Source organism: Bradyrhizobium sp. SZCCHNS3052 (assembly GCF_032484495.1).
Lineage (GTDB): Bacteria > Pseudomonadota > Alphaproteobacteria > Rhizobiales > Xanthobacteraceae > Bradyrhizobium.
In genome coordinates this window covers 132,741-155,368 of record NZ_JAUETB010000012.1, presented here as the reverse complement: position 1 = coordinate 155,368, position 22,628 = coordinate 132,741, and the positions used below count along the sequence as shown (strand labels likewise).

16 protein-coding genes are annotated in these 22,628 nt (G+C 67.3%); 11 read left to right on the top strand and 5 right to left on the bottom strand.

What is annotated here, in order from left to right; all coding sequences use genetic code 11:
- Positions 1-24: 24 nt before the first annotated feature.
- Positions 25-1,383, bottom strand: coding sequence for an aromatic ring-hydroxylating dioxygenase subunit alpha (locus QX073_RS28420; RefSeq protein WP_316165567.1), 1,359 nt, complete (start codon positions 1,381-1,383; stop codon positions 25-27).
- A gap of 211 nt (positions 1,384-1,594) precedes the next feature.
- On the opposite strand from QX073_RS28420, the gene QX073_RS28415 reads away from it, so the two are divergent.
- Together QX073_RS28415 and QX073_RS28410 are read left to right on the top strand one after the other, a co-directional pair.
- On the top strand, positions 1,595-2,395 hold the full coding sequence (locus QX073_RS28415; RefSeq protein ID WP_315717886.1) for an IclR family transcriptional regulator C-terminal domain-containing protein: 801 nt from the start codon (positions 1,595-1,597) through the stop codon (positions 2,393-2,395).
- A gap of 815 nt (positions 2,396-3,210) precedes the next feature.
- On the top strand, positions 3,211-3,912 hold the full coding sequence (locus tag QX073_RS28410) for an alpha/beta hydrolase (RefSeq protein ID WP_315751328.1): 702 nt from the start codon (positions 3,211-3,213) through the stop codon (positions 3,910-3,912).
- 9 nt (positions 3,913-3,921) lie between these two features.
- Here QX073_RS28410 and QX073_RS28405 read toward each other — a convergent pair whose 3' ends face one another.
- On the bottom strand, positions 3,922-4,347 hold the full coding sequence (locus QX073_RS28405; RefSeq protein ID WP_316226726.1) for a hypothetical protein: 426 nt from the start codon (positions 4,345-4,347) through the stop codon (positions 3,922-3,924).
- 22 nt (positions 4,348-4,369) lie between these two features.
- Positions 4,370-4,951: a TetR/AcrR family transcriptional regulator gene (locus tag QX073_RS28400; protein WP_316226725.1), complete on the bottom strand. Its 582-nt coding sequence runs from the start codon at positions 4,949-4,951 to the stop codon at positions 4,370-4,372.
- Between the two features lie 196 nt (positions 4,952-5,147).
- Between QX073_RS28400 and QX073_RS28395 the strand changes: the two genes are divergently transcribed.
- The 3 genes from QX073_RS28395 to QX073_RS28385 are packed head-to-tail and all read left to right on the top strand — an operon-like array spanning position 5,148 to position 8,951.
- On the top strand, positions 5,148-5,642 hold the full coding sequence (locus tag QX073_RS28395) for a (2Fe-2S)-binding protein (protein ID WP_316193444.1): 495 nt from the start codon (positions 5,148-5,150) through the stop codon (positions 5,640-5,642).
- Positions 5,639-6,697 (top strand): xanthine dehydrogenase family protein subunit M, encoded by a 1,059-nt coding sequence (locus QX073_RS28390; protein WP_316193445.1) that lies wholly within the window; start codon positions 5,639-5,641, stop codon positions 6,695-6,697. Before QX073_RS28395 ends, QX073_RS28390 begins: the two co-directional genes overlap by 4 nt.
- Positions 6,687-8,951 (top strand): xanthine dehydrogenase family protein molybdopterin-binding subunit, encoded by a 2,265-nt coding sequence (locus tag QX073_RS28385; RefSeq protein ID WP_316226724.1) that lies wholly within the window; start codon positions 6,687-6,689, stop codon positions 8,949-8,951. Before QX073_RS28390 ends, QX073_RS28385 begins: the two co-directional genes overlap by 11 nt.
- Positions 8,952-9,032: 81 nt before the next feature.
- On the opposite strand, the gene QX073_RS28380 is transcribed toward QX073_RS28385, so the two are convergent.
- A complete protein-coding gene (locus tag QX073_RS28380) occupies positions 9,033-11,021 on the bottom strand; it encodes a methyl-accepting chemotaxis protein (RefSeq protein WP_316226723.1) in 1,989 nt (662 codons plus the stop codon).
- A gap of 286 nt (positions 11,022-11,307) precedes the next feature.
- On the opposite strand from QX073_RS28380, the gene QX073_RS28375 reads away from it, so the two are divergent.
- The 6 genes from QX073_RS28375 (at position 11,308) to QX073_RS28350 (ending at position 21,680) form a co-directional block, all read left to right on the top strand.
- Positions 11,308-11,619: a hypothetical protein gene (locus QX073_RS28375; RefSeq protein ID WP_315717894.1), complete on the top strand. Its 312-nt coding sequence runs from the start codon at positions 11,308-11,310 to the stop codon at positions 11,617-11,619.
- A gap of 219 nt (positions 11,620-11,838) precedes the next feature.
- Entirely contained in the window at positions 11,839-12,573 is a 735-nt protein-coding gene (locus QX073_RS28370; protein ID WP_315717895.1) for a porin family protein, read from the top strand.
- 243 nt (positions 12,574-12,816) lie between these two features.
- Complete coding sequence (locus tag QX073_RS28365; protein ID WP_316193449.1) at positions 12,817-14,955, top strand: methyl-accepting chemotaxis protein; 2,139 nt, start codon at positions 12,817-12,819, stop codon at positions 14,953-14,955.
- A gap of 274 nt (positions 14,956-15,229) precedes the next feature.
- Positions 15,230-16,288, top strand: coding sequence for an MBL fold metallo-hydrolase (locus QX073_RS28360; RefSeq protein ID WP_316226722.1), 1,059 nt, complete (start codon positions 15,230-15,232; stop codon positions 16,286-16,288).
- A gap of 209 nt (positions 16,289-16,497) precedes the next feature.
- The gene (hemA, locus tag QX073_RS28355; protein WP_315717898.1) at positions 16,498-17,727 is read left to right on the top strand and encodes a 5-aminolevulinate synthase; all 1,230 of its coding nucleotides are present in this window, start codon (positions 16,498-16,500) and stop codon (positions 17,725-17,727) included.
- A gap of 434 nt (positions 17,728-18,161) precedes the next feature.
- Complete coding sequence (locus tag QX073_RS28350; RefSeq protein WP_315717899.1) at positions 18,162-21,680, top strand: PAS domain-containing hybrid sensor histidine kinase/response regulator; 3,519 nt, start codon at positions 18,162-18,164, stop codon at positions 21,678-21,680.
- A 14-nt stretch (positions 21,681-21,694) separates the two neighbouring features.
- Here QX073_RS28350 and QX073_RS28345 read toward each other — a convergent pair whose 3' ends face one another.
- Complete coding sequence (locus QX073_RS28345; protein WP_315717900.1) at positions 21,695-22,627, bottom strand: LysR family transcriptional regulator; 933 nt, start codon at positions 22,625-22,627, stop codon at positions 21,695-21,697.
- Between the last annotated feature and the right edge of the window lies 1 nt (position 22,628).

The window sequence follows — 22,628 nt, the reverse complement described above, 5'->3', positions numbered from 1 at the left end:
CTACGGCAGCTCGGAGCAAAGGAGCTACTCCGCCGCGCTCAGATGCGGGGCCCGCCGCACGATATCCGCGGGCACCGGCGGGGCCCAGGGGGCGTTGCGGCGGCGGCGGACGTCGACTTCCATCCAATAGGTCTCCCAGCCGCGCGTCGGACCGATGCCGTCCATCGTCGCCGGGCCCTGCACGCTGCGGGCCTCAGCGGCATCGAGGAACAGCATCGGCGGCTCGCCGCTCGCGACCTTCTCGATCTGCTCGCGCAGCAGCCGGCGATATTGGATGATCGCCTTGTCGGATTGGCCCAGATGCTCGCGGGTGCGGTCCTGGATCCGGCCCATCGACTCCACCGCCCACTGGTCGTGCACGTTGATGTCGTTGCCCATGCCGGTGTAGGTCGCGGTCGCCTGCTCCCGTGGATCGAAGCCGTAGTCGTTGCTCTTGTTCTTGCGCGAGCGATAGTCGGGCAGCTCATAGAGCTCGAGCCGCTGCGCCCGCATCTTCGCCCGGTCGACCGGCGCGCCATAGCTGGTGAAGATCGCGTACCAATAGCAGCTCTCGTCATCGACCGGCACGTGCCACTGCGTGATCGTCATCTCCGTGCTCATCGGAATCACGAAGGCATGCGGGAACAGCTGATTGGTGACGCGCACGTGGGTGCGTTCGGCATCGATCTCACGCAGCGCGATGATGCGCAGGCCGTATTCGGTCCCCTCGACATTGATGATCGGACGATCGTATTCGCGCAGCACCTTGGTCATCGGCAGCTCGCTGTCGGCGGAGGCGCCGCGGAACTGCTTGCCATAGGCGGTCGACGTATCCTCGTCCTCGAAGAAGCGGTGCAGGAACGAGGCATGCGCGGGGTCGATGCCGACCTCCAGCGCCTGCAGCCAGTTGCACTCGATCAGGCCCTTGAAGGCGAAGGTGTAGGCGTCTGGCGCGGTGAAGCAGTCGAGATCCGGGAACGCCGGGGCGGCGCCCTCGCCCAGCCAGGCCCAGAGGATGCCGCCCTTCTCGACCACGGGATAGGCGCGTTGCTTGACGTTCTTGCATAGCGGCGAGCCGGCCGGTTCGGCCGGCGTCTCCAGACAATTGCCGTCGGCGTCGAACAGCCAGCCATGGAAGGCGCAACGCAACCCGCCGTTCTCCAGCCGTCCGAAGGCGAGATCTGCGCCGCGATGCGGACAATCGCGATCAAGTAGTCCGTAGCGGCCCTGCGCATCCTTGAAGAGCACGAAGTCCTGGCCGAGCAGCTTCACCGCTCGCACTGGCCGCTCGCCCGCGAGCTCATCGACCAGCGCGGCCGGCTGCCAGTACATCCTCATTAGTTTACCGGCGGGCGCGCCGGGTCCGACGCGCGTGATCAGGTCGTTCTGCTCCTGGCTCATCATGATGGCCGTCTCTCCTGTTCCGTCGCAAGTCGGGCGTTGAGCGTCACGCGATCATCTAATAATGTTCGCTAGACGAACACATGTTCGCCCAGATTAGATTCGCTTTAAGTGGGGAGAAGCGCAAGTGAAAAAGCTACAACCGAAGCCAAGGGGCCAACGGACTGCAGCTTCACTGCGGCCGAAAACAACAACAGCGGATCATGTCAGGCCGATGCCGAAACTGAAGCGCACTGATGAGGAGAAGAAGCAGGCTCGGGGCGACGGTCCCGAGTTCGTGGAAGCGCTCGATCGCGGCCTGCGGGTGATACAAGCCTTCAGCCGCGAGGGCCGGCCGATGACGCTGAGCAAGGCCGCGGAACTCACCGGCCTCGCCCGCGCCACGGTGCGACGGATTCTGCTGACCCTGAAGGCCTCCGGCTTCGTCCATGGCGACGACCGGCTGTTCTCGCTGACGCCGCGCGTGCTGCTGCTGGCCTCCAGCTATCTCGCCTCCAACCAGATCAACAGCGTGATGCAGCCGTTGATGGACAACACGGCCGGCGAGGCGCGCGAGGTCTGCTCGCTCGCCGTCCTCGACGGCGAGTCGGTCGTCTTCATCGCGCGCGCTACCTCGACGCGGATGTTCTCGACCGGGCTCGAAATCGGCTATCGGCTGCCGGCGTTCTGCACGTCGGTCGGCCGCGTGTTGCTGAGCCGGATGCCGGACGATCAGTTGCGCCAGGCCGTCGAGCGCATGACGCTGACCGAGATGACGCCGCAGACGATCACCGACAAGGAAGCATTGCTCGCGTCGATCATCGCCGTCCGCGACGACGGTTACTCGCTCGTCGACGGTGAGGCGGAGCAGGGTTTCCGCTCGATTTCAGTGCCGATTCGCCGATATGACGGCGGCATCATCGCCGCCGCCAACATCGGCGGCCACGTCGATCGCATCGGCGTCGACGAGATGAAGGAGCGCTTCCTGCCGCTGCTGAAGAAGCTCGCGGCGACGGCGCAGCCTCTGCTCGTCTGATCGTCGAGGAGAGGCCTCGGCCGCTGGCGCGCTCGCTCTCGCTCGCGCATCAGGTCACGCCACCGCAACCTTCGCATCGAACTCGCGACCACGAGCGCCGCTGCTCCATCCGGCAGCGACATCGCCGGGAGGCATCGTCGCGCCGCTGATCGAGCACGTCGTCCCGCCCCTCGCTGCATCGCGGATCGGCGCACTCGCCGTTCTCGTGAGAGCCGGACTTCGCGCGACACTCGTTCCGATGTCATCACCGACAGCGCGGTGCTACCAACTTATCTCCGCAGCAGCACGAGAGAGCCGGCCATCGCCGGCCACGTGAAGTTACCGGCCGCGCGAACTAATCGTTGTGGTCGCAGGCCTTGCGACGCCGCGGCCCACGCCCATTACGTGATATTATCGTGACGCCCGACCCTGTTTGCCACGATTGATGGTCCGTCCAGGTATCATCGCGCTGCATGCGATGGTGGCATGATCCGGAGCGGAAGTAGTTCGATCTCCGATCTCACGCGCGAATTGCGGACGACGCCACCAGATTGCCGCGAATAGCGCCGCAATCACGAAAGCCGAAGGCGCCGCGGCCCAAGCAGCATCGCGAGCAACCCGATCACCGCGATCATCCGACCGGCCCCCCCCCCCCCGCTGCCGCGAAGAGGCGCAGGAGGAGCCAGGACTCGGCTGGGGACGAGGTTGTCGGCCTGGGGCGGCGGGCGCGAGCCGCAGCACATCGTTGGACATCGGCCGCTTCTCGCGCGTAAATGGCATGCCGGGCGGACAACACCCGGACCTGCAGGTGAATGCCGTTTCCGGGGGGAAGACCCATGACTGATGCGCTGCCGCTCGTGCTGGTGCCTGGCCTGATCTCGTCGCCCCGCATCTATGCGCCGGTGATCCCGGCGCTGTGGCGGCTCGGGCCGGTGATGGTGGCCAACCACATCCGCGATGACAGCATGGCCGCGATCGCGCGCCGCATCCTGGCCGAGGCGCCGCCGCGCTTCGCGCTCGCGGGACATTCGATGGGCGGCTACATCGCGCTCGAGATCATGCGCCAAGCGCCGGAACGCGTGGGTCGGCTGGCGCTGATCAACACCCAGGCGCGGCCCGACACGCCGGAGGCGAGCGCCCGCCGCCGCACCATGATCACCCGCGCCAAGGAGGGCGACTATCACGGCGTGGTCGACGAGCTGTTCTCAGGCTTCGTGCATCCGTCGCGCCAGGATGATCCGCGGCTGCGCCAGCTCGTGCACGACATGGCCGAGGAGGTCGGCGTCATCGGCTTCATCCGGCAGCTGACGGCCATCATGTCGCGTCCGGACTCGCGGCCGACCTTGACCGCGATCCGCTGCCCGACCCTGGTGCTCACCGGCGACACCGACAACACCATCCCGAACAGCCTGTCGAAGGAGATGGCCGACGGCATCGACGGCAGCTGGCTCGTCGTGCTGGAGAATTGCGGCCACCTGCCGCAACCCGAGCAGCCGGAGGAAACGGCGCAGGCGCTGATGGAGTGGCTCAGGGGCTGATTGGATCGGTTAGGACCCCTGCGAGCCGTCGAACGCATTGAAGAGCCCGATGGTTTTCAGCGCGCGATCCTGATCGTCATCAGCCCACAGGCCGAGTTCCAGCACCATGCGGCCATTCTGTCCGGCACGCGTCACGCCATCGCGTTTGAGCGCATCAAGTTGGACCGCCGCCGATCGCTTGTCCGGACAAACAAACACGACAAATGGGATCGGAAGCTCCGCAACCTTGAAGGCGGCGACGGCCTCGACCTCTGAATGTCTGAAGCCGTGCCGGACGGCGTAGGGCGAGACCTTGATGCCATTCCGATCGAAATGGTCGGCAAGCGCGACGATCTCGGGAGGCATTGGATCGATGGGCCGGATGAAGCTGCGATAGACCCACTCGCCTGAATAGACCAGTGCGATGAGGGCGATAAGGATGACGACGATTCGCATCATTCGCGCCTGACGAGAGCCATCAACGTTGCACCCGCAGCCCATCCACGAACACATCCAACAGCCGCAGCACGCTCTGCTGCCAGCCGGTCTGGTCGTGCATGTAGCACATGCCGATCAGGGCGCGCAGGACATCGTCGGCGCTGATGTCGCTGCGGATCTCGCCGGCCGCGACGGCACGCGCCAGCAGCGCGCCGATCGAGCGGGTGAGGTGGCCGTGCGAATAGGCCGCGAGCTCGGAGTTCGCGTTCATGACGATCGCGAGCGCGGCCATCATGCCCTTCTTGGTGGCGACGAACTGCACCGTCGAGCGCAGCCAGCGGCGGAGCGCCTCGACCGCCGACGGCTCGCTCTTCAGCTCTTCCGCAAGCTCGGCGAGCTGCTCGACCTCGCGCCGGTACACCGCTTCGAACAGATCCTCGCGGGTGGGGAAATGGCGATACAGCGTGCCGATGCCGACGCCGGCCTGGCGCGCCACCGCCTCCAGGCTGGCCTCGGCGCCGCCGACGCTGAACACCGCCTTGGCCGCCTCGAGCACGCGCTCGCGGTTGCGCTGCGCATCGGCGCGCGGCTTGCGATGGCGGTCTTGTGGTTTCGTCTCCATCTCACCAGCTCTTGATGACGGACCGTTCATGTCCCCTTGCTAAACGGAGGAACCCTCCGTATAGATAGACCTGCCACCCGGGACAGCCAACCTTCCTCAGCTGTCGTCCCGCGGTCGCTGGATCTGGACGGACCATCGCCCGTAAGGCGGTGCCCGCTGCGATCCGATTAGGCCATCGCTTCGATCGGAACAACGCATGAATTGGACTGTCAGACTCACCGTCAACGGTGAGCCGCGAACGCTTGCGCTCGACGACCCCAGGGTCACCCTGCTCGACCTGCTGCGCGAGCGCCTCCACCTCACCGGCACCAAGAAGGGCTGCGACCGCGGCCAGTGCGGCGCCTGCACCGTCCTGGTCGACGGCCGCCGCATCAATTCCTGCCTGACGCTGGCCGTCAGCCTCGACGGCGCGGCGATCACCACCATCGAAGGGCTCGCTCAAGGCGACCAGCTCCATCCGGTGCAGGTAGCCTTCATCGCCCACGATGCCCTGCAATGCGGCTTCTGCACGCCCGGCCAGATCATGAGCGCGGTCGGGCTCATCAACGAAGGTCACGCCGGCGGCGATCCGGAGCGCGTGCGCGAAGGCATGAGCGGCAATCTGTGCCGCTGCAGCGCCTATGTCGGCATCGTCGAGGCGGTGCTCGACGCCCAGGCGACGCTCGCCGAGAACAAGGAGCGCGCGGCATGAACCGGTTCGACTATGTGAAGCCGTCGACGGTCGCGGAGGCGGTCGCAGCGGCCAGCGCGCCGGGCGCGGCCTATCTCGCTTCGGGCACCAACCTGCTCGATCTGATGAAGGGCAATGTCATCAGGCCGGCGCGGCTGGTCGACATCTCGCAGATCAAGGAGCTGACGCGGATCGAGACGCTCGGCAATGGCGACGTCCGGATCGGCGCGCTGGTGGGCAATGCGGACCTTGCGCATGACGCGGCCTTCGCGCGCGATTTCCCGGCAGTCGCCGAAGCGCTGCTGTCGGGCGCCTCGGCACAGTTGCGCAATGCGGCCACCGTCGGCGGCAATCTGCTGCAGCGGACACGCTGCGCGTATTTCTATGATCCGGCCTCGGCCTGCAACAAACGCGCGCCCGGCGCAGGCTGCGACGCGCGCGGGGGCGACACCCATCAGCACGCCGTGCTCGGCTGGAGCGAGGCCTGCATCGCCACCAACCCCTCGGACTTCTGCGTGCCGCTCGCCGCGCTCGATGCGATCGTCGAGATCGAAGGCGGCTCCGGCCGGCGCGAGGTCGCGCTGGAGGCGCTGCATCTCCTGCCCGGCACCACGCCGGAGCGCGAGACCGTGCTCGCGCCGGGCGAGATGATCGTCGCGGTCCGGCTGCCCGCGGCGGCGCGGGCGTTCGCAGGGCACGCGCGCTATCTGAAGGTGCGCGAGCGCAATTCCTATGCGTTCGCCGTCGTCTCGGCCGCGGCCGGTCTCGTGATCGAGAACGGCGCGATCAAGCACGCACGTCTGGCGCTCGGCGGCGTCGCTGCCAAGCCATGGCGCGCCCACCAGGCCGAAGCGCTGCTCGCAGGCCAGCCGGCTATGCCGCACACATTCCAGCAGGCTGCCGACATCGCGCTGCGCGATGCAAAGCAATCCGGCGACAACGCCCACAAGATCCCTCTCGCGCGCAGCCTGATCATGCGCGCGCTGGCCGCCGCTGCGCAAGGCACGCCGTCGCGCGTGCCGGCGCTGCCGGCCTCTCCCTTCTCCGCCGTTCCAGGAGCACTTCATGACGCCTGAGCTCAATCTCTCCCGCGATCCCGCCCATATCAGACACGGCTCCAACATCGGCCAGCCGCTGTCGCGCGTCGATGGCCGTGCCAAGGTCACCGGCACGGCGCGCTATGCCGCCGACAACAATCCGCCCGGCCTGCTCTATGCCGTGCTCGCCGTCTCCAGCATCGCGCGCGGCCGCGTCGTCGCGCTCGACGTCGAAGCCGCCAAGGCGCATCCCGGCGTGGTCGAGGTGATGACCTCCGCCAACCGGCCGCCGCTGCACGCCGATCCCGACGGCAAGCCGAACCCGTTCGCATTCCGCTTCGAGGCGCTGCAGAACGACCGTGTGCGCTACGCCAACCAGCCGATCGCGCTGGTCATTGCCGAAAGCCTGGAAGCCGCGACCGAGGGCGCCGCGCTGCTGTCGCCGCGCTACGAGGCCGAGCCGGCCCGCATCGGTCTCGATGCGGCCGACGCCTATGTGCCGCCTGTCGTCGGCATGGGTTTTCCAGCCGAGAGCCATCACGGCGATGTCGAGGCCGCGCTGGCGGGCAGCGACAAGCAGATCACCGCGATCTACGAGACCCCGCCGCATTATCACAACGCAATGGAGCCGCACGCGATCGTCGCCGAGTGGCAGGGCGACAGGCTCATCATCGACACGCCGACCCAGGGCCTGGTGATGATGCGCGGCCGCCTTGCCGAGCTGTTCGGCATCGCGCCTGAGAACATCCTGATCCGCAGCCCCTATCTCGGTGGCGGCTTCGGCGGCAAGGGCCTGATGGCCGGGCCGCAGGTCCTCGGCATTCTCGCCGCCAGGATGGTCGGCCGCCCGGTGAAGCTTGTGGCGCGCCGCGAGCAGCTCTACGGCCCGTTCGGCCACCGCTCGCCGACCCGGCAGACCTTGCGCCTCGGCGCCAGCGCGGTCGGGCAGCTCGCAGGCATCCATCACCACGCCCGGATCGCGACCTCCAGCTTCGAGGACTTCTACGAAGCGGCGGCGCATGTGACGCACACGCTCTATGCCGCGCCGGCGATCGCGACGACCTATGACGCGGTACGCATGGACACGGGCACGCCGCTGTTCGTGCGCGCCCCCGGAATCGCGCCGGGATCGATCGCGCTGGAGAGCGCCGTCGACGAAATGGCGGAAGCCTGCGGCCTCGATCCGCTCGCCTTCCGGGTCAAGAACTACGCCGAGGTCGAGCCGACCACGGGCAAACCGTTCTCATCCAAGGCGCTGCGCGAGTGCTACACGCAAGGCGCCGAGCGGTTCGGCTGGTGGGAGCGGCCGCTGAAGCCGCGGATGATGCGCGACAAGGACGGCTTCCTGGTCGGCTGGGGCATGGGCACGGCGACGTTCCATGCGCTGATGTTCGCGGGCCAGGCCCGCGCGGTGATCCGGCGCGACGGCACCGGCGTCGTCGAGAGCGGCGCGCACGACATGGGCCAGGGCGCCTGGACCGCCTTCGCACAGATTGCGGCAGACTCGCTCGCGCTCGAACTCGACCGGGTGACGTTCAAGGCCGGCACCTCCGACCTGCCGGATGCCGGCATCGCCGGCGGCTCGGCACATACGGCGACGGTCGGTACTGCGATCCACAATGCGGGCGCCGCCGTCATCGCCAGGCTCGCCGAGCTCGCGACATCAGACCAGCGCTCGCCACTGTTCGGCGCCGGCAACGCCGGCGTGATCGCGCGCAACGGTCGGCTGCTTCGGCGCGACGACGAGGGCCGCGGCGAGAGCTACGCCGACATCCTCGCCCGCGCCGGCCTCGACCAGGTCGAGGGCTCCGGCAGCGGCATGCCGGACCCTGCGGCCAACGAGCAATATGCGATGCATTCACATGGCGCTGTCTTTGCCGAGGTGAAGGTCGATCCCGATCTCGGCCAGGTCAGGGTGACCCGCATGGTCGGCGCGTTCGCGGCGGGACGGATCATCAATCCGAAGCTGGTGAAGAGCCAGCTCGTCGGCGGCATGATCTGGGGCATCTCGCTGGCGCTGCACGAGGAGGCGGTCACCGATCGCCGCACCGGGCGGATCATGAATGCCAATCTCGGCGAGTATCATGTGCCGGTGAATGCCGACGTTCCGGCGATCGAGGCCTTCACGGTCGAGGAGCACGATCCGTTCGTCAACCCGCTCGGCGTCAAGGGCGTCGGCGAGATCGGCATCACCGGCTCTGCCGGGGCGGTCGCCAACGCGGTGGCGCACGCGACCGGCATTCGGATCAGGCGCTTTCCGGTGCGGATCAGCGATCTGGTCTCGCGCCAATGACATTGGCGCATTGACGAAGCCCGTTCGAAGCAATGCCTTCGTTCTCCCGACCGAGAGCGGAGGCAGGCGACCTCGCTCCGTCTACGCCGCCTGCCGTGCGAAGGTCCGCCTGAACCATGCCAGGAACGTCTCGCGATTTTGGCCGGGGTCGAACTCGACATGCAGCGCGTCCTTTTCACGGGCGCGAACCCGATACGGCACGCTGCCGTCGAAGCCGCTGAATTCCATGACGCCGCGATCGCCGATGCCCGGTTCGGGGTCGAACCGGAACCAGGCGCCGCCTTCGGAAATGTCCACCAGATCGGCCTTCACCGTGCCCCTGCGATCGTCGACGACCTTGATCGACAGGCTCGACTTCAACCGCGGCGACTGACGGCGATCGGCTTCGGCGGTCGCCGTCCTGACGGCCTTCACCAGCGTGGCACGGAGCGAGGTCAGGCCCGTTGCCACGGAGCCGATGGCGTTGCGCACCTCGGCGGCCCGATCGTTGACCATGCCGGCGTCCCTGCCGACATTGCCGATCTTGGACGACACGTCGCGCGCCGCGCTGGCCGATGACTGGACCGAGCGGCTGATCTCCTGGGTCGCCGCGTGCTGCTCCTCCATCGCCGCGGCGATCGAGGCTGCGACCTCGTCGATCTCGGAAATCTGGCTGCCGATGCCTTCGACGACGTCGACGGTCGCCTGCGTGGTGGTCTGCACCTCGCCGATCAGGCGCGAGATCTCCTCGGTCGATTTGGCGGTCTGATCCGACAGCGATTTGACCTCGGCCGCAACCACGGCAAAGCCGCGGCCGGCATCGCCGGCGCGCGCGGCCTCGATGGTGGCATTGAGCGCCAGAAGGTTGGTCTGCTCGGCAATGCCGCCGATCAGGTTGGAGACCTCGGCGATCTTGTCCACGGCCGTGGACAAGGAGAGCATCGTGTTCTTCGCCTTCTCGCGCTCGGTCACCGCCGATTTGGTGATCGTGCTGGCGCGCGCCACCTGGCTCGAGATCTCGCGGATCGCCGAGCTCAGTTGCTCGGCTGCCGACGAGACCGTCTGGGCATTGGAGAGCGACTTCTCCGAGGCTGCGGCCACCGATTGCGCATCGGTCGACAGCTCCTCGGCCAGTTTCGAGAGGTCTGCGGCGACGGCCTCGACCTGGCGCGATGCGCCGGCCGCAGCTTCGACGGACGTCTCGGTCTCGCGCTCGATCACGTCGGCCATGTCGAGCATGGCGCGCTTCTTATGCTCCTCGGCGGCCGCACGATCGCGCTCCTGCCTGTCGCGCAGGCTCGCGTTCTCGAGCGCGTTGGTCTTGAAGATGCTCAGCGCGCCCGCCATCGCGCCGATCTCGTCGCCGCGTTCCGAATAGGAAATGTCGGCCGACAGATCGCCCTCGGCGATCCGCCGCATCAGCCCGGTCATGCGCGACAGCGGACGGACGACGCCGATCACCAGCCCCGACATGCCGGCGACGACCAGAGCCAGAACGATGCCGGACACGGTCCACACAATGATGGAGATGCTGCGATCCTGGGTCGCCGCCGTCGCCTCCATGTCCGAATTCAGCTTGTTCGCCTTGTCGACCAGCGTATCGATCACCGCGCGGTGGGCGGCGTAGGCTTCGGCCAGCCGGGCATAGGCGGCATCGGCCTTCGCCATGTCGCCGGAGCGCAGCGCCGGGATCAACTCGGCCTCCAGGGCCTGCCAGAATTTCCGGACCTCGCCGTCCGATCGTTCGACCAGCAGCGATTTCAGATCGGACGGCAGCGCCGAGCCGGTCCAGAACGTCTTGCGATCCTCATAGTCCTTCTTCAGTTGCGCCAGCTTATTGACGTGCGTGTCGAGGTCGTTCGGCGTCCGGAGTGCGAGGGTCGCCTCGAGATAGGCCTCGAGCACATATTCAGGTGGCGGCAGGATGTCGGCCACCAGATCATTGCCGAGCTTGATCTTGTCGTAGAGGGGCCCGCCGACCTTGAGCTCGCGCAGCGCATAGGCGCTGGTCAGCACGACCGCACCGAAGCCGAGTGCGAGCACAAGGCCAAAAGCCGCAATGAACGTGGAAATGGAGAGACGCATCTTCATGTCGGCGGCACATTCGCTGGAGGGTGGACTGCACCCGCCGTCGCCCCGCCGGAGCCCTCTCCGCTCGCTTGCATGGAGCTGGTCCGTCCGGAACGACCGGCATCGAGTCGTTAATTTGATCCAGCGTGCACAACCTTTTCTCAGGGAAGGTAAATTTCCGCCTCCGTAGAAATGCGGTCCAGCCCGTTTCGGCCGAGGATGCAGACGCTCCTCCCACTATGACCTGGCGCAAGGCGGCGGGAGGCGGATCTGCGAACATTCATGCATCGCCGCTTCAGGAGCCACCATGTCGAAACCCATCCCGGACAAGGCCGAGATCGCGCTCGAATATCCCGACAAGTTCTATGCCGGCACGTTCGAGCATTCCTCGCGGTTCGAAGCCCATCTCGAATCATCCGGCCTGGCATTGACCCTGGAGCGGCCCGGCCCAGAGGACGTCCGCAAGTCGATCCATATGCACCTGAACTTCGGACTGCTCGCCGCGATTCTGCACGAGCTCGCCGCCGGCATCGCTTCGATGCCCAAGGACGACATCGTTCATCGCGAGCAGCTGCGCGACGCAGTCGCGGCTCTGCATCGAGCTCTTAACGCGCCTTAACCGGTTGTGCCGCGGCGGCACAAAGGGGCCCGGCGTTAACTCCCGGTTCAGCCTTCGTTAGTGCATTACTAACTACGCCAGAACCTTTGCCCGGAGAAGGTCGGGTTGGAGGCCGGTGTGCTGCGGGAGTGACAGCATTTTATTCAAAAGCGATCTATCTCCGATGCATCGACGGCGCGCGATGCGCGAGCCTTGTTAGTTGAGTATCGGAGACCCGCCATGAAGAAGATCCTGTTCGCAACCGTTGCCGTCGCCGCGCTGGCTTCGGCCCAGTCCGCTGTCGCCGCCGATCTCGGCGCCCGGACCTATCCTTACGCCACCAAGGCGCCGCCGGCTTACGCCGCCCCGATCTACAACTGGACCGGCTTCTATCTCGGCGCCCATCTCGGCGGCGCGTTCTCGAGCGACAACAACTTCTCCGGCCTCGCCACCGGCAACAACTCCAACGGCCGCTTCCTGGGCGGCTTGCAGGTCGGCGCCGACTGGCAGTTCGCACCGACCTGGGTGATCGGCGCCGAGGGCCAGTACAGCTGGCTGAGCGGCAGCGTCGGCGCCGCCTTCCCCGGCGGCCTCGTCTACACCAACAGCCAGCGCGGCCTCGGCTCGATCACCGGCCGCTTCGGCTACACCTGGGGTCCGGGCCTGCTCTACGTGAAGGGCGGCTACGCCTATTCCGACAACAACGAGAAGGTGACGTTCGCCGGCACGCCGGTCGGCTTCGCGACCAATGGCGACCATCGCAACGGCTGGACCGTCGGCGGCGGACTCGAATACATGTTCGCGCCGAACTGGTCGGCCAAGGCCGAGTATCAGTACTACAATTTCGGCAGCGCCACCTTCACGGCGCCCGCCGCGCTGGTGCCGACCGGCAGCTTCACCACCGACGACCACACCTTCAAGGCTGGCGTGAACTACCGCTTCAACTGGGGCGCTCCGCTCGCGGCCCGCTACTGATCCGCAGGCGTCAAATAACAACAAACGACGGGAAGGCCGGCAGCGATGCCGGCCTTTTCTGTCATAGGTTATCGAAAGCGCGGCCCAACAATCCCTTCCGTCCCGTTAAATGCCGCACGGTGAAATGCGAAAATGCGAGAAAACTCAGCACTGCCCGAGTAGTTTCCCGGATTTGTTAACCGCCCGCCGCGATACTGCCTGCAAGCAACAGCTCCAAGTAGTGCATATCGGGGGACACCAGAGATGGCGATTCGGTTCAGCTTCAGCAGGGTGCTCGGAGTCCTGCGACCCAGATGGGGCGTCCGCGGCAGCCTGTTCGCAGCCTTCGCAGTGATCGCGGGCATGGCGATCGCGATCAGCGTCGCTGCGGGACTGATGCTGCGACACGTCGGCGGCACCATGGTCGAACTCTCGGGCCGCGAGATTCCGCGCCTGACCTCGAGCCTGCAATTGCTGGCGCAGAGCTCCGGCCTGGCCAGCCTCGGCCCGGCGCTGCTGCAGTCCCAGAGCGAGGACGCGCTCAACGAGCGCCTGAAGAAGATGCAGGAGATCCAGAAGACCACGCAGGAGCGCCTGAGCGAGATCAGCGCGCTCGGCGCCGCGAAGAGCGTGGTGGCGCCGCTCGCCGAGACCATCAAGAACATCAACGAGGCCAATCAGAGCCTGGTGTCCGCCGCACGCGAGCGTCTCGAAGTCGCGGCCCTGCACAACAAGCAGTACGACGCGTTGCGCAAGGCGCAGGCGGACTTCACTGCCGCCGCCAACGAGCCGATGCTGGATGCCCAGACGCAGCTCAACGCCGTGCTCGGCGCAGCCGAGGTGTCGGCAGACGACGCGACGGCGGCCGCACGGTTCGTCGAGCAGCTCGGCAACGTGATCGCGTCCGGCAACCTGCTGGTGGCGCAGATGGCCGCCGCGCTATCGGCCAACGACAGCGACACGCTGGAGACGATCGAGCGACAGTTCAAGGAGGCGCTGGCGCAGCTCAAATCCAATCTCGAATTGCTGCCGACCGGCCGCAGCACCAAGGCAATCCACGATGCCGCGCTGAAGCTCGCAGCACTCGGCGAGGGCAAGGCCCGCGTGTTCAAGACGCGCGAGAAGGAGCTCGACGCCAACGATTACGGACAGACCGTGCTGGAGGAGACGCGCAAGCTCAATGTCGGTCTCGACATCAGCGTGCAGCAGCTCGTCGAAGGCGTGCGCAAGTCGACCGAAAGCGCCACCGGCACGGCGGGCCGTGACATCGAGCTGGCAACGCTCGGCATGGCCGGTGCCGGCGCAGCCACGCTGCTCGGCTCGGTGCTGTTCGTCTGGCTCTATGTCGGCGGCAACATCCTGCGCCGGATCAAGCGGCTGCAGCAGGCGATGCAGACGCTGTCGAGCGGCGATCTCGACACCGAGATTGCGACCTCGAAGCAGCGCGACGAGATCGGCGCGATGGTCGACACCCTGCAGGTGTTCCGCGAGAACATGGTCCGCGCCCGCACCCTGGCCGCCGAGCAGGACCGCGAGAATGCCGCCAAGGCCGAGCGCGCCGCGCGCATGGAGGCCCAGATCGCCACGTTCGAGGCGACGGTGCGCAGCGCCCTCGGCACGCTGCAGAGCTCCGCCACGGCCATGCAGGCGACCGCGCAGAGCATGTCGCAGACCGCCGACCAGTCCAACTCGCTGGTCAATGCGGTCGCGGCGGCTGCCGAGGAGACCTCGGTCAACGTCCAGACCGTGTCGGCCGGCACCGAGCAGTTGTCGTCGTCGATCGCGGAGATCAGCCGCCAGGTCGTGACCTCGGCCCAGATCGCCAAGAAGGCGGTCGAGGAAGCCGGCGCCACCGACTCGACGATGCAGGGACTCGCCGACAATGCGAGCCGCGTCAGCGTCGTCGTCGACCTGATCCAGGCGATCGCCTCGCAGACCAACCTGCTCGCGCTCAACGCCACCATCGAGGCGGCGCGCGCCGGCGAGGCCGGCCGCGGCTTCGCGGTGGTCGCGCAGGAGGTGAAGAGCCTGGCGAGCCAGACCGCCAAGGCCACCGACGAGATCCGCACCCAGATCGCGGGCATGCAGCAGGTCGCCTCGTCGGCGGTGTCGGCGATCCGCAACATCGGCGAGACCATCGCCGAGATCGACAACGTCACCACCGCGATCGCCGCCGCCGTGGAGCAGCAGGGCACCGCGACGCACGAGATCGCCCGCAACATCCAGCAGGCGGCCTCCGGCACCACCGAGGTCTCCAACAACATCACAGGCGTCTCCAGCGCCTCGGCCCAGGCCGGCACCTCCGCCAACGAGGTGCTCAGTGCCTCCGAAGCGCTGCGCCGCGAGGCCGACACCCTGCGCGCCGAGGTCGACGCGTTCCTGACCAACATCCGGGCGGCGTAGTTGCTACTCGCCGGTCATTCCGGGGCAATCGTCAATGCGCTCTACGCATTGGCGAGTGAACCCGGAATCTCGAGCTGATGAGCGCAAGACAATCTCGCGATTCCGGGTTCGAGGCCTGCGGCCTCGCCCCGGAATGACGGGGGCGTGGCGAAGCAGAAGGCGTCGAGGCAGGTCATGCTGGCGCGACCCGAAGCAGCTTCCGTACCCCGGAATGCCGTCCAGCCATGTGTTTTTCGGCTGGCGCTCGCGCGCGGCGGTCGTTAATCGATGAGGCATGACGAAGACAGACACCGTTCACTCCTCCGCCGAAGCCCTGCGCTATCCCTGGGAGCAGCATCCCGGTGAGGATCAGGTCGTCGAGGTCGCGCCCGGCGTGCTGTGGCTGCGCCTGAAGCTGCCGTTCCGCCTCAACCATGTGAACATCTATCTGCTCGCCGATGGCGATGGCTGGGTCGCGGTGGATTCCGGCTTCGGCAACGAGGAGTCGATCGCCGCCTGGACGCGGCTGCTCGATGGCCCGCTGAAGCACGTCAAGATCAGCCGGCTGATCGTGACGCATTCACATCCCGACCATGTCGGACTCGCCGGCTGGATCGTCGAGCGCTTCAACTGCTCGCTGGTGATGTCGCAGGTCGAGTACCTGCAGTCGGTCTATCACCAGAACCGCGGCACCGAGGAGCGCCGCAATGCCCAGCGGCTGTTCTTCCGCCGTCACGGCATGGACGAGACCCTGACCGACAAGCTGCTCGGTCGCGGCCAGGAATATCTGCAGCGCGTCTCGGTGCTGCCGGCCTCCTACCGCCGCATCTCCCACGGCGACGAGATCCAGATCGGCAGCCGGCGCTTCAAGGTCATCACCGGCGGCGGGCACGCGCTCGACCAGGTCATGCTGTACTGCGCCGCCGACAAGCTGTTCCTGTCCGCCGACCAGGTGCTGAGCAAGATCTCGCCCAATGTCAGCGTCTGGGCGGTCGAGCCGGACCAGAACTCGCTCGGCGAATATCTGGCCTCGCTGGCGAGCCTCACCACCACCCTGCCCTATGACGTGCTGGTGCTGCCAGGCCATGGCGTGCCGTTCTACGGGCTGAAGACGCGCATCAAGCAGCTCGCCGACCACCACGAGGAGCGCTGCCGGATGATCGCGGACGCCTGCCGCGACGAGCCGAAGACCTCGGCGCAGCTCGTGCCGGTCGTGTTCCACAAGCACGTGCTCGACCCGCACCAGATGGGCTTCGCCGCCGGCGAGTTGATCGCCCATGTCAACTACATGCTGGTCGAGGGCCGCCTGACCAGCCAGGACGTCGACGGCGTGCTGCATTATCGCACCACCTGAGGCTGCGGGGCCGCGACGCCGCCGCGTCGCCGCAATCCCGGCGCCGTTCGGCCGAGATCACTCCCCCCTTGGACAAATCGCCCAATTCCTGCCTTGGGATTCCGGCTCGACAGCCGCTCTGGAAACGCTCTAAGAAGACTTCACGCCACGCATGCCGCGAGGTTTTCGCTTCAGGTGCTGCACTGCAGCGCGCCAGTTCGGGTTTCGTGATGGACTACAGCCAGTACTTCAGTGCCGCCCTCGGTCGCCTGCATGATGAGCGTCGCTACCGAGTCTTCGCCGATCTCGAACGCATCGCCGGCCGGTTCCCGCACGCGACCTGGCACTCGCCGAGCGGACCGCGCAATGTCGTGATCTGGTGCTCCAACGACTATCTCGGCATGGGCCAGCACCCGAAGGTGGTCGGCGCGATGGTCGAGACCGCAACCCGCGTCGGCACCGGCGCCGGCGGCACCCGCAACATCGCCGGAACCCATCATCCCCTGGTGCAGCTCGAGGCCGAGCTCGCCGACCTCCACGGCAAGGAAGCGGCGCTGCTGTTCACCTCCGGCTACGTGTCGAACCAGACCGGCATCGCCACGCTCGCCAAGCTGATTCCCGACTGCCTGATCCTGTCGGACGCGCTGAACCACAATTCGATGATCGAGGGCGTGCGCCAGTCCGGCTGCGAGCGCCAGATCTGGCGCCACAACGATCTCGCCCATCTCGAACAGCTCCTGATCGCCGCCGGTCCTAACAGGCCGAAGCTGATCGCCTGCGAGAGCCTGTATTCGATGGACGGCGACGTCGCGCCGCTGGCGGCGATCTGCGATCTCGCCGAGCGCTACAATGCGATGACCTATGTCGACGAGGTGCACGCGGTCGGCATGTACGGCCCGCGCGGCGGCGGCATCGCCGAGCGCGATGGCGTCATGCACCGCATCGACATCCTCGAAGGCACGCTGGCGAAGGCGTTCGGCTGCCTCGGCGGCTACATCGCCGCGAAGGGCGAGATCATCGACGCGGTTCGCTCGTATGCGCCGGGCTTCATCTTCACGACCGCGCTGCCGCCGCCGATCTGCTCGGCCGCCACGGCTGCGATCAAGCACCTGAAATCGTCGAGCTGGGAGCGCGAGCGCCACCAGGACCGCGCCGCGCGGGTGAAGGCAGTCCTCAACGCCGCCGGCCTGCCGGTGATGACCAACGACACCCACATCGTGCCGCTGTTCGTCGGCGATCCCGAGAAGTGCAAGCAGGCCTCCGATCTCCTGCTGGAAGAGCACGGCATCTACATCCAGCCGATCAACTACCCGACGGTCGCCAAGGGCACCGAGCGCCTGCGTATCACGCCCTCGCCCTACCACGACGACGGCCTGATCGACCGCCTGGCGGAAGCCCTGCTGCAGGTCTGGGAACGCCTGGGACTCGCGCTGCACAAGAAGCCGCTGGCGGCGGAGTAGCATCGCTCTCTCCGTCATTCCGGGGCGTGCGAAGCACGAGCCCGGAATCCATCGGGCAGCACGGCATGAGGCGACATGGATTCCGGGCTCGCCCTGCGGGCGCCCCGGAATGACGGCGGAGAACGTGGTGGCCCGTTTGCCCCGCTTGCCGCCCAGCTGACCGAGCAACACCCTCTCCGTCATTCCGGGGCGTGCGAAGCACGAGCCCGGAATCCATCGGGCAGCACAACATCAGGCGACATGGATTCCGGGCTCGTCCTGCGGGCGCTCCGGAACGACGGCGGAGACTGCGGGGTCTCCCGCGCTAACGACGACTCCAGCTCCGCGCTCTCTCGGCAAGATCGCTATCGCCCTGCCTCCAGCAACGGGCTAGATTTCCCGGACAACGGGATCAGCCCGGAGCCTTCGAGGAAGACGTCGGAGACGCGTAGGAGATGCTGCACGACTGGGGCGTGATCCTGGCCGCGTTCGGCTATATCGGGTTCCTGTTCCTGGTCGCCAGCCGCGGCAACCGGGCCGGCGAACGGCGGCCGGCAGAGAGCCGCGGTCGGCTGGCCGGGCTGATCTACCCGTTGTCGCTGGCGATCTACTGCACGTCCTGGACCTTCTTCGGCTCGGTCGGCTTCGCCTCCCGCACCAGCGTCGACTTCCTCGCGATCTATCTCGGGCCGATCCTGATGGTCGGCGCCTGCACGCCGCTGCTGCGCCGGGTGATCCGGCTCGCCAAGTCGCAGAACATCACCTCCGTTGCCGACCTGATCGGCGCCCGCTACGGCAAGAGCCAGGCGGTGGCGGCCACCGTGGCGCTGATCGCGATCATCGGCTCGGTGCCCTACATCGCGCTGCAGCTCAAGGCCGTCGCCTCGTCGCTGCAGACCATCCTGATCGACGACCGCGCCTTCGCCCACATCCCCTTCGTCGGCGACATGGCGCTGATGGTCACCTTGGCGATGGCTGTCTTCGCGGTGCTGTTCGGCACGCGGCAGACCGACGCCACCGAGCACCAGCACGGCCTGATGCTGGCGGTCGCGACCGAGTCGATCATCAAGCTGGTCGCCTTCATCGCCGCCGGCGCCTTCGTCACCTTCTGGATGTTCTCGCCGGTCGAGCTGATCGAGCGGGCCATGAAATCGCCGGAGGCCGAGCGCGCGCTGGAATATGTGCCGGGCATCGGCAATTTCCTCACCATGACCCTGCTGTCGTTCTGCGCCGCGATGCTGCTGCCGCGCCAGTTCCATGTCAGCGTGGTCGAGAACGCCGACGATGCCGAGGTGTCGCGTGCGCGCTGGCTGTTTCCGCTCTATCTGATCGCGATCAATCTGTTCGTGATCCCGATCGCTCTCGCCGGCCTCATCACCTTCCCGTTCGGCGCCGTCGACAGCGACATGTACGTGCTGGCGCTGCCGATCGAGGCCAATTCGCAATGGCTGTCGATCCTGGTCTTCGTCGGCGGCCTGTCGGCGGCGACCGCGATGGTGATCGTCGAATGCGTGGCGCTGTCGATCATGGTGTGCAACGACATCGTCGTGCCCCTGGTGCTGCAGCGCCAGGAGCAGCGCGAGATCGGCCGCGACTTCGCCGGCTTCCTGCTCGGCACCCGCCGCATCGCGATCTTCGCCATCATGGTGATGGCCTATTTCTACTACCGCGCGCTTGGCAACACCCAGCTCGCCGCGATCGGCCTGCTGTCGTTCGCCGCCATCGCGCAGCTCGCACCGAGCTTCTTCGGCGGTCTGTTCTGGCGGCGCGCGACCGCGCGCGGCGCAATGGGCGGCATGCTGGTCGGCTTCGCCGTCTGGCTCTACACGCTGTTCATCCCGAGCTTCCTCGACACCTCCACCGCCGGCATCCTGTTCCTGCAGCACGGTCCGTTCGGCTTCGAGCCGCTGCGGCCGCAGGCGCTGCTCGGCACCGATTTGCCGCCGCTGCTGCACGGCGTGCTGTGGAGCCTGTCGCTCAATCTCTTGACCTACGTCGTGCTGTCGCTGGCGCGGCAGCCGTCGTCGATCGAGCTGTTGCAGGCCGACATCTTCGTGCCGGCCGAGCTGACGCCGAGTGCGCCGAGCTTCCGGCGCTGGCGCTCGACCGTGACGGTGCAGGACATCCAGAGCACGGTCGGCCAATATCTCGGTCCCGACCGTGCCCGCGCCTCGTTCGAGGCGTTCGCCGCCCAGCGCAACCTCCCGCTCGATCCGGCCGCGCCGGCCGATTTCGAGCTGCTGCGCCATGCCGAGCACCTGATCGCCTCGTCGATCGGCGCGGCGTCGTCGCGCCTCGTGATGTCGCTGCTCCTGCGCAAGCGCACGGTGTCCGCCAAGGCCGCGCTCAAGCTGCTCGACGATTCCCATGCCGCGCTGCATTTCAACCGCGAGATCCTGCAGACCGCGCTGAACCATGTGCGCCAGGGCATCGCGGTGTTCGACGCCGACCTGCAACTGATCTGCTCCAACGGCCAGTTCGTCGACCTGCTCGGGCTGCCGCCGGATCTGGTGCAGATCGGCAGCCCGCTGAAGGAAATCCTCGAATTCATGGGCACGATCGGCGCGCCCACCTATGAGGACGGCGAGGCGCTGCTGGCGCGGCGGCTCGCCGCCTACACCACCGAAGGCGAGCCCTATCTGGAACGCCTCGCCGACCGCCACATGGTGATCGAGGTCCGCACCAACCGCATGCCGGATGGCGGCCTCGTCATCACCTTCACCGACGTCACGCCCTCGTTCGAAGCCGCCGAGGCACTGGAGCGCGCCAATGCGACGCTGGAGAAGCGCGTCCGCGACCGCACCGAGGAGCTGACGCGGCTGAACTCGGAGCTGGCGCTGGCGAAGAGCGCCGCCGAGGACGCCAACATCTCCAAGACGCGCTTCCTTGCGGCGGCCAGCCACGACATCCTGCAGCCGCTGAACGCGGCGCGGCTCTACGTGACGAGCCTCGTCGAGCGGCAGACGGCCGGCGAGGATTCGCGCCTGGTCGAGAACATCGACGACTCGCTCGAGGCGATCGAGGAGATTCTCGGCGCGCTGCTCGACATCTCCCGGCTCGATGCCGGCGCGATGACGCCGCAGGTCTCGAGCTTCAAGATGGCCGACCTGATGCGCTCGCTGGAGATCGAGTTCGCACCCGCCGCGCGCGCCAAGGGTCTGGAGCTGGTGTTCGTGCCGTCGTCGCTGCCGGTCGAGTCCGACCGTCTGCTGCTGCGCCGGCTGCTGCAGAACTTCATCTCCAACGCCATCAAGTACACCCCCAAGGGCCGCGTGCTGGTCGGCTGCCGCCGCCACGGCCAGTCGCTGCAAATCGGCGTCTACGACACCGGCGTCGGCATCCCCCCGGTCAAGCGCGGCGAGATCTTCAAGGAATTCCACCGCCTCGAGCAGGGCGCGCGGATCGCGCGCGGCCTCGGCCTGGGGCTGTCGATCGTCGAGCGCATCGCGCGCGTGCTCAATCACGGCATTGCGCTGGACTCGCGGCCCGGCCGCGGCTCGGTGTTCTCAGTGACGGTGCCGATCGCCAAGGCGATCAACCACACCGCCGCCGTCACCACCGCAACCCCGCTGGCGACGACGCCGATTGCGGGCGCCCTGATCGTCTGCATCGAGAACGACCCGGCGATCCTCGACGGCATGAAGACCCTGCTGACGGCGTGGGACGCCGAGGTGATCGCCGTCCCTGATCCGGAGTCCGCGATGGAGGCGATCGCGGCGCGCGACGGCGCCGTCACCGGCCTGCTCGTCGACTACCATCTCGACCGCGGCAACGGCATCGCCGCCATCCGCGACATCCGCCGCCGCTTCAACGAGGCGCTGCCCGCGATCCTGATCACCGCCGACCGCAGCCCCCACGTCCGCGCTGCCGCCCGCGACGACAACATCGCCGTGCTCAACAAGCCGCTGAAGCCGGCGTCGCTGCGGGCGTTGTTGGGACAGTGGCGGATTCAGCAGATGGTGGCGGCGGAGTAAGGGCGGCTGCCAAGTCACGACCCTCGCCGCGTTGCTGCCTTGCCGGGACTGTCCCCCATCCGCTCGACCAGATAGTCCACGAACACCCGAACACGCGCGGGCGTGTTGGCGCCGCCGACGAAGACGGCGTGAAAGACCTCCCTGTCGCCGGGATTGAACGCTTCGAGCAGCGGCACCAGCCGCCCCTCTGCGATCGCGTTGCCGAGGCTGAAATCGCCGACGCGGGCGATGCCGACGCCATCGAGCGCGAGCTGGCTGAGCGTGTCGCCGCTGTTGGCTTCGACGGCGCCGCGCACCTTCAGCGCATAGTCGACGCCATCGCGGCGGAACGGCCACACCGGCTCGGCGCGGCGAAAGCTGAAGTTCAGGCAATTGTGGTTGTAGAGGTCTTCCGGCGCCTCCGGCACGCCCCAGCGCGCCAGGTAGTCGGGCGAGGCGACGATGGTGCGGCCGTTGTCGCCGAGGCGGCGCGCGGTGAGCGCGCTGTCGGGCAGCGGACCGCCGCGAATCGCGACGTCCGCCTGCCCCGCCGCCACGTCGACGAGCCCGTCGCTCAGATTGATGTCGACCAGGATGTTCGGATAGCGCCGCACGAACTCGCCGAGCAGAGGGACGATGCAGACGCGGCCGTGCGAGAGGGCGGCGCTGACCCGGATGCGCCCGCGCGGCGCGCCCTGGTCTGCGATCGCCTGCTCGGCCTCGTCGAGGTCGGCGAGAATGCGACGGGCGGCCGCGAGATAGGACTGCCCCTCGGCGGTCAGCGTCAGCGCCCGCGTGCTTCGCAACAGCAGCCGCGCGCCAAGCCGCGCCTCGATGCGGTCGAGCGTCCGGCTCACAGCCGATGGCGTCAGCCCGAGACTGCGACCAGCGGCCGAGAAGCTGCCGCTGCCGGCGACGGCGCAGAACACTTCGAGATCCCTGGCACGATCCGCGCTGGCCAGCACCATC

Excerpts from the sequence above, each read along its gene's own strand:
- QX073_RS28420 (WP_316165567.1), bottom strand. The coding sequence starts at position 1,383 with ATGATGAGCCAGGAGCAGAACGACCTGATCACGCGCGTCGGACCCGGC.
- QX073_RS28415 (WP_315717886.1), top strand. The coding sequence starts at position 1,595 with ATGCCGAAACTGAAGCGCACTGATGAGGAGAAGAAGCAGGCTCGGGGC.
- QX073_RS28410 (WP_315751328.1), top strand. The coding sequence starts at position 3,211 with ATGACTGATGCGCTGCCGCTCGTGCTGGTGCCTGGCCTGATCTCGTCG.
- QX073_RS28405 (WP_316226726.1), bottom strand. The coding sequence starts at position 4,347 with ATGCGAATCGTCGTCATCCTTATCGCCCTCATCGCACTGGTCTATTCA.
- QX073_RS28400 (WP_316226725.1), bottom strand. The coding sequence starts at position 4,951 with ATGGAGACGAAACCACAAGACCGCCATCGCAAGCCGCGCGCCGATGCG.
- QX073_RS28395 (WP_316193444.1), top strand. The coding sequence starts at position 5,148 with ATGAATTGGACTGTCAGACTCACCGTCAACGGTGAGCCGCGAACGCTT.
- QX073_RS28390 (WP_316193445.1), top strand. The coding sequence starts at position 5,639 with ATGAACCGGTTCGACTATGTGAAGCCGTCGACGGTCGCGGAGGCGGTC.
- QX073_RS28385 (WP_316226724.1), top strand. The coding sequence starts at position 6,687 with ATGACGCCTGAGCTCAATCTCTCCCGCGATCCCGCCCATATCAGACAC.
- QX073_RS28380 (WP_316226723.1), bottom strand. The coding sequence starts at position 11,021 with ATGAAGATGCGTCTCTCCATTTCCACGTTCATTGCGGCTTTTGGCCTT.
- QX073_RS28375 (WP_315717894.1), top strand. The coding sequence starts at position 11,308 with ATGTCGAAACCCATCCCGGACAAGGCCGAGATCGCGCTCGAATATCCC.
- QX073_RS28370 (WP_315717895.1), top strand. The coding sequence starts at position 11,839 with ATGAAGAAGATCCTGTTCGCAACCGTTGCCGTCGCCGCGCTGGCTTCG.
- QX073_RS28365 (WP_316193449.1), top strand. The coding sequence starts at position 12,817 with ATGGCGATTCGGTTCAGCTTCAGCAGGGTGCTCGGAGTCCTGCGACCC.
- QX073_RS28360 (WP_316226722.1), top strand. The coding sequence starts at position 15,230 with ATGACGAAGACAGACACCGTTCACTCCTCCGCCGAAGCCCTGCGCTAT.
- hemA (WP_315717898.1), top strand. The coding sequence starts at position 16,498 with ATGGACTACAGCCAGTACTTCAGTGCCGCCCTCGGTCGCCTGCATGAT.
- QX073_RS28350 (WP_315717899.1), top strand. The coding sequence starts at position 18,162 with ATGCTGCACGACTGGGGCGTGATCCTGGCCGCGTTCGGCTATATCGGG.
- QX073_RS28345 (WP_315717900.1), bottom strand. The coding sequence starts at position 22,627 with ATGGTGCTGGCCAGCGCGGATCGTGCCAGGGATCTCGAAGTGTTCTGC.